This window comes from Mesorhizobium sp. M8A.F.Ca.ET.021.01.1.1, from assembly GCF_003998025.1.
Taxonomy (GTDB): Bacteria; Pseudomonadota; Alphaproteobacteria; order Rhizobiales; family Rhizobiaceae; genus Mesorhizobium.
Genome location: NZ_RZSJ01000372.1, coordinates 1 through 6,095 on the forward strand (window position 1 = coordinate 1; position 6,095 = coordinate 6,095).

5 protein-coding genes and 1 pseudogene are annotated in these 6,095 nt (G+C 64.1%); all 6 read left to right on the forward strand.

Features of this window, described 5'->3' with window-relative positions:
* Positions 1 to 165: 165 nt before the first annotated feature.
* The gene (locus EOA36_RS24150; protein ID WP_189343748.1) at positions 166 to 1,308 is read left to right on the forward strand and encodes a slipin family protein; all 1,143 of its coding nucleotides are present in this window, start codon (positions 166 to 168) and stop codon (positions 1,306 to 1,308) included.
* 230 nt (positions 1,309 to 1,538) lie between these two features.
* Positions 1,539 to 1,832, forward strand: a complete 294-nt coding sequence (locus EOA36_RS24155) for an acyl carrier protein (RefSeq protein ID WP_027029416.1) — start codon at positions 1,539 to 1,541, stop codon at positions 1,830 to 1,832.
* 55 nt (positions 1,833 to 1,887) lie between these two features.
* Positions 1,888 to 3,078: a beta-ketoacyl-ACP synthase gene (locus EOA36_RS24160; RefSeq protein ID WP_127279728.1), complete on the forward strand. Its 1,191-nt coding sequence runs from the start codon at positions 1,888 to 1,890 to the stop codon at positions 3,076 to 3,078.
* Positions 3,079 to 3,128: 50 nt separating this feature from the next.
* The gene (locus EOA36_RS24165) at positions 3,129 to 4,406 is read left to right on the forward strand and encodes a beta-ketoacyl-ACP synthase (RefSeq protein ID WP_127279729.1); all 1,278 of its coding nucleotides are present in this window, start codon (positions 3,129 to 3,131) and stop codon (positions 4,404 to 4,406) included.
* Positions 4,407 to 4,442: 36 nt separating this feature from the next.
* Positions 4,443 to 5,471, forward strand: coding sequence for a zinc-binding dehydrogenase (locus tag EOA36_RS24170; protein ID WP_127279730.1), 1,029 nt, complete (start codon positions 4,443 to 4,445; stop codon positions 5,469 to 5,471).
* A gap of 13 nt (positions 5,472 to 5,484) precedes the next feature.
* Positions 5,485 to 6,095 (forward strand): annotated as a pseudogene (locus EOA36_RS24175) (lipid A biosynthesis lauroyl acyltransferase); the annotation flags it as partial.

Here is a 6,095-nt window from a genome sequence, read left to right on the forward strand (position 1 = left end):
GCCCGCTTCGCTGCCTCGCGATCCGCTCCCGAGGGCCCGCCACGGATTGATGCCACCGGTCCCCGGATCATTCGTGCCGGAATTGGAAGTGAAACGAGAAACGAAGGGAAGATCGACGCATGACGTGACGCCTCGCATGGGGCCATGCCCGACAGGAGTAAGACAATGACTATTCTCGATCAGGTTCTTGGGCGCGAGCGCGTCCTCGTAAAGGAAAATGAGCGTGCCCTCACTCTCTACAAGGGAGAGATCAAGGCTGTCCTGCTGCCGGGTGAGCACTGGCTCGCCAACCGGCGCGGCAGCCTTGAAGTCTCGCGGCACGATCTGAGGAACCCGGAATTCGTTTCGGCGTACGAGAAGGCGTTGTTCGACAAGCTCCCGGACGTGGCCGCGCGTCATTTCACCGTCGTCCGCACCGGGCGCACGGAGGTCGCCGTCATCGAGCGCGACGGCAATTTGCACAGCGTGCTGGCGCCGGACCGCAAGCTGGTGCTGTGGACCGATGCCGGACCGTGGAAGGTGACGATGGTCGACACCTCGGCCGATCTTGCCATCGATTCGGCGGTCATGCGCCGGCTCGGCCAGGCTCGGAAGGCGGAATTGATGTCCGTCCATCCGGTTCTGGATGGTCAGGCCGGGCTGCTGTTCGTCGACGGTGTCCTCATTCGGACGCTTGCCGCCGGCGTGCACGGCTTCTGGAACGTCGGACGGATGGTGCAGATCAAGGTCGTCGACCTCAAGCGCCAGTCGCTCGACGTCGCCGGGCAGGAAGTGCTGACCAGGGATCGCGTCACGATCCGCGTCAACATCGCGGCCGAATACCGGGTCGTCGATCCGGTCAAGGCGGTGAGCGCGGTGAAGGACTTCTCCGAGGCCCTCTACCGAGCCCTGCAGTACGCCTTCCGCAAGACGCTGGGCGCACTGACGCTTGACCAGATCCTTGAAAAGAAGGTGACGGTCGATGAGGAAGCCGCGGCCAAGGTCCGGGCCGACATGGCCGAGATCGGGGTCGAGGTCAGCGATATCGCGCTCAAGGATGTCATCCTGCCGGGCGAGATGCGCGAAATCCTCAACCAGGTGGTTTCGGCCGAAAAGCAGGCCGAGGCCAACGTCATCCGCCGCCGTGAGGAGACGAACGCCACGCGTTCCCTGCTCAACACGGCCAAGGTGATGGCAGAGAACCCGGTGATGCTGCGGCTGAAGGAGCTCGAGGCCCTGGAAGCCATCGCCGGCAAGGTCGAGCGGCTGACCGTCCACAACGGGACGGGCGGGCTGTTGAACGACCTGGTCAAGCTTCGCGAGAGCTGATGCATGTCCCTAAGTGGTTCCGGTTTTGGGATGACGACATGCATCGAACCAAGCATTGACCTTACGTCAATGGGAAGGGCCGCCGGGTTGACCGGCGGCCCTTCTTGCCTTTTCAACGCGCCCTCCCCATCTGCGCGCGGCTTATCAGGCCTTTTCCTGCCGGGAAAAACCGATTAGACAGCGCCCAAACAAGCTGCGGACAGATTCCGCCCGCAAAGAAGGAAAAGCCCTTGTCCACCACGAACTCCACCACGTTCGACAAAGTCGCCAAGATCATTGCCGACACCAGCGAGATCGATATCGACACCATCACGCCCGAGAGCCACACGATCGACGATCTCGGCATCGACAGCCTCGACTTCCTCGATATCGTCTTCGCCATCGACAAGGAATTCGGCATCAAGGTGCCGCTGGAAAAGTGGACCCAGGAAGTCAATGACGGCAAGGCCTCGACCGATGACTACTTCGTCATGAAGAACCTGTGCGCCAAGATCGACGCGCTGGTTGCCGCCAAGACTGCCTGACATCGGCCGGCGCGTGGCCTTGACGGGCCGCGCCGCCTGACCCACAAAGCCGCTCATGAGCAGCCCCCACGACGTCGTCATCACTGGTATCGGCATTGTCTCCTCCTTGGGAGAAGGCCCTGACGCACACTGGCAGAAGCTCGCGCAGCCGGGCTTGCAGCCGGTGCTCGAAGCCGCGCGGTTCGCGCCCTATACCGTCCATCCGCTGCCGGAGATCGACTGGAACCTGCAGATCGCCAAGCGCGGCGATCAGCGGCAGATGGAAACATGGCAGCGGCTCGGCACCTATGCCCCAGGCCTGGCGTTGGACGATGCCGGCATCAAGGGCAATGACGAGCTCTGCACGACCATGGACATGGTTGTGGCTGCCGGCGGCGGCGAGCGCGACGAGGCGGTCGATGCCGCCATCCTCGCCGCTTCGGAAAGCCGCAACGACCGCGACGTGCTTCTCAACGAGAAGCTGACCACCGAGTTGCGGCCGACCTTGTTTCTGGCCCAGCTCTCCAACCTGCTCGCCGGCAACATCTCCATTGTCCACAAGGTGACCGGCTCGTCGCGCACCTTCATGGGCGAGGAAGGCGCCGGCGTCGCCGCCGTCGAAACGGCCGCCGCGCGAATCCGCTCCGGCCAGTCGACGCACATCCTGGTCGGCGGCGCCTTCCAGACCGAACATTCCGACATGCTGCTAGGTTACGAGCTTGCCGGCTATTTGCATCGCGGCCCCTGGAAACCTGTGTGGCAAAGACAGGGTGCCGAGGGCGGCGGCATCGTCACTGGATCCGGCGGTGCCTTCCTGGTGCTGGAGCAGCGCGAACACGCCGTGAGCCGCGGGCGCAAGATCTATGCGGAGCTCGGACCGGTGGTTTCCGGCCGCGCCAGGCGCTCACGCGGTGAGCTCGGCGCCGAGATCGCAGCACTACTCAGCCAGGCTGCGCTGCCGGACGGCAAGCTGCTTGCCCTGTCGGGTGCCTCGGGCGCGCATGCCGCAACCACCGCCGAGAAAACGGCGCTCGATGCCAATCCTGCGATTGCCACGCGCGGCTTCTCGACGCTGACCGGGCATATGAAGGAAGCGCAGTTTCCGTTCGCCGTGGCGCTGGCGGCACTCGCCGTCGACCGCAAGGCCGCCTACCCTGTTTTCGATGCCACAGCCGAGAAGCCGTTCGAAGGCGTTCCCGCGACCGTCCTTGCAACGGCGATCGGCTATCACCAATTCGAGGGCATGGCGCTGGTCAACGCCGCGTAACGCGGCGCTGCGCGATCCATGCTGCAACGATAAACGCTCGAGGGCTCCAGATGGCCAATCTGAACGATCACATGGGCAGGCCAATTGTCGCCGTCACCGGCATCGGCGTGGTCACCTCGCTTGGTGTCGGCAAATCAGACAATTGGGCGGCGTTGACATCAGGCAAGTCGGGTATTCACCCGATCACCCGCTTTCCCATCGATCAACTGAACACCCGCATCTCCGGCATGGTCGATTTCCTGCCGTCGAGTTCGAAAGGTGCCAGCCCGCTCACCTATGAGCTAGCCGAGCTTGCCGGCCTCGAAGCGGTGACTGAAGCCGGTCTTAATTCCAGCGATTTCGGCGGACCGCTCTTCCTCGCATCGCCGCCGGTCGAACTCGACTGGGCCGAGCGCTTCTCGCTCTACAATTCCGACAAGGACAAGGACGACACCGCCGCCGAAAGACTGCTTCGGGTGGCGCGTAGCTTGAAAGAGCTGGATATTTTCGAGACCACCCAGTTCGGCTCGATCGCCGACCGCCTTGCCGACCGCCTTGGCACACGCGGTCTGCCGATCACCCTGTCGACGGCTTGCGCTTCGGGAGCGACCGCGATCCAGCTCGGTGTCGAGGCGATCCGGCGCGGCGAATGCGACCGTGCGCTATCGATCGGCGCTGACGGTTCTGCCACCGCCGAGGCTTTGATCCGTTTCTCATTGCTCTCGGCGCTCTCCACGCACAACGACATTCCCGAAAAGGCATCGAAGCCCTTCTCCAGGGATCGCGACGGCTTCGTGTTGGCCGAGGGATCCGGGGCGCTGGTGTTGGAATCGCTTGAAGCGGCATTGGCTCGCGGCGCGACTATTCTCGGAGTCCTGGGCGGTTGCGGCGAGAAGGCCGACGACTTTCACCGCACCCGCTCGAAGCCGGACGCTTCGCCGGCCATTGCCGCGGTTCGCGCCGCCCTCGCCGATGCGGGCCTGAGTGAAGACGAGATCGACTATGTCAACGCTCACGGCACGTCGACCCCCGAGAACGACAAGATGGAGCATCTGGCGCTGTCGACCGTGTTCGGAGAGCGGATTGGCTCGATGCCGGTCTCGTCGAACAAGTCGATGATCGGCCACACACTGTCCGCGGCCGGCGCTGTCGAAGCGGCGTTTTCGCTGATGACGATGCGCGAAAGCGTCATTCCGCCGACCATCAACTATGACAATCCCGACCCCGCGATCGCGCTCGACGTCGTGCCAAACAAGAAGCGCGACGCGCAGGTTCGCACCGTTCTGTCGAACTCCTTCGGCTTCGGCGGCCAGAACACTTGCCTTGTCATGGCGCGGGAACCGGTCTAAGCGAGCCCTTTCCGCTTAACAGAACCGACAGGCTCCATGCGCGCACTGCAACTTATCGAGGACCGCCGCCTTGAAACGGTGGACCTGCCGCCCCCACCGCCACCCGCGCTCGGCGAAGTGACGCTGCGCATCAGGGCAGTGGCGCTGAACCACATCGACGTCTGGGGCTGGCGCGGCATGGCCTTCGCCAAGCGCAAGCTGCCCCTGGTCGTCGGTGCCGAGGCTTCCGGCGAGGTCGAGGCGGTCGGCCCCGGCGTTTCCAGCCTGCTGCCCGGGCAATTGGTATCGATCTACGGCGCACGCACCTGCGGCCTGTGCCGGGCCTGCCGCGAAGGCCGCGACAATCTTTGCGAGCATGTTTCGGGCGTTCACGGCTTCCATCTCGACGGCTTCGCGCAGGAGAAGATCAACCTGCCGGCGCGCCTGCTGGTCCCCGCCCCGCCCGGCGTGACCGACATTGGCGCGGCGGTAGCGCCCGTCACCTTTGGTACGGTCGAGCACATGCTGTTCGACAACGCCAGGCTGCAGCCCGGCGAGACGATCCTTGTCCATGCCGGCGGATCCGGCATCGGCTCGGCGGCGATCCAGTTGGCCAAGCGGATGGGCTGCACGATCATCACCACGGTCGGTTCGAATGACAAGATCGACAGGGCCAAGGCGCTCGGCGCCGACCATGTCATCAACTACCGCGACGACCGCTTCGAGGGCGTCGTGCGCAAGCTGACCAGGAAGAAAGGCGTCGATGTCGTGTTCGAACATGTCGGCGCCGACACCTTTGCCGGCTCGATGCTGTGCCTGAAACGCGGCGGCCGCCTGGTGACCTGCGGCTCGACCTCGGGCGTGTCGACGCAGATCAACCTGATGCAGCTTTTCCAGCAGCAGTTGAAACTGCTCGGATCCTTCGGTTGCCGCATGGAGAACATGGCCAACGCCATGCAGAAGATGGCGGCGGGACAGGTCGCGCCGGTCATCGACACCGAGGTCGGCTTCGACGATATCGATGCCGCGCTGAAGCGCATGGAAGGCCGCGACGTCTTCGGCAAGATCATCCTGCGCGTCGCCTAGAGCCTCGATTTCCGTGCTCAAGAAGCTTCGCCGGGATCTGAAATTTCGCTATGGCAGGCAACTGCGCCAGGTGAATTACTGGCTTGTCGCGCGGGCCGCGATGATCATCATGTCGCTGCTGCGCCTGCTGCCGGTGGACAGCGCGCTGAATTTTGCCGACCGCGTCGCTCGCCTCATCGGTCCGAGGGTCGGACGCCACCAGGTCGCCCTCGACAATCTGCGCAAGGCCTATCCGGAAAAGAGTGATGGCGAAATCCAGGCCATCGCCTCCGACATGTGGGGCAACATGGCCCGCCTTGCCGCCGAATACATCTTCCTCGACGCCCTGTTCGACTATGATCCCGCCGCCGGCAAGCCCGGCCGCGTCGAGGTCAAGGGAACGGAGCATTTCGTCGAGATCGCGGCCGAGAAGCAGCCGCACATCGTCTTCACCGGCCATCTCGGCAATTTCGAGCTGCTGCCGGTGGCGGCCGCGACCTTCGGCATGAACATCACGGCGCTGTTTCGCCCGCCCAACAACCCCTACCTCGCCGACTACATCCTTTCGACAAGGCGCTCGACCATGGGCGGCTTGCTGCCGTCGATGGCCGGAGCCTCGTTCGCGCTGGCCGGGGTGTTGGAGAA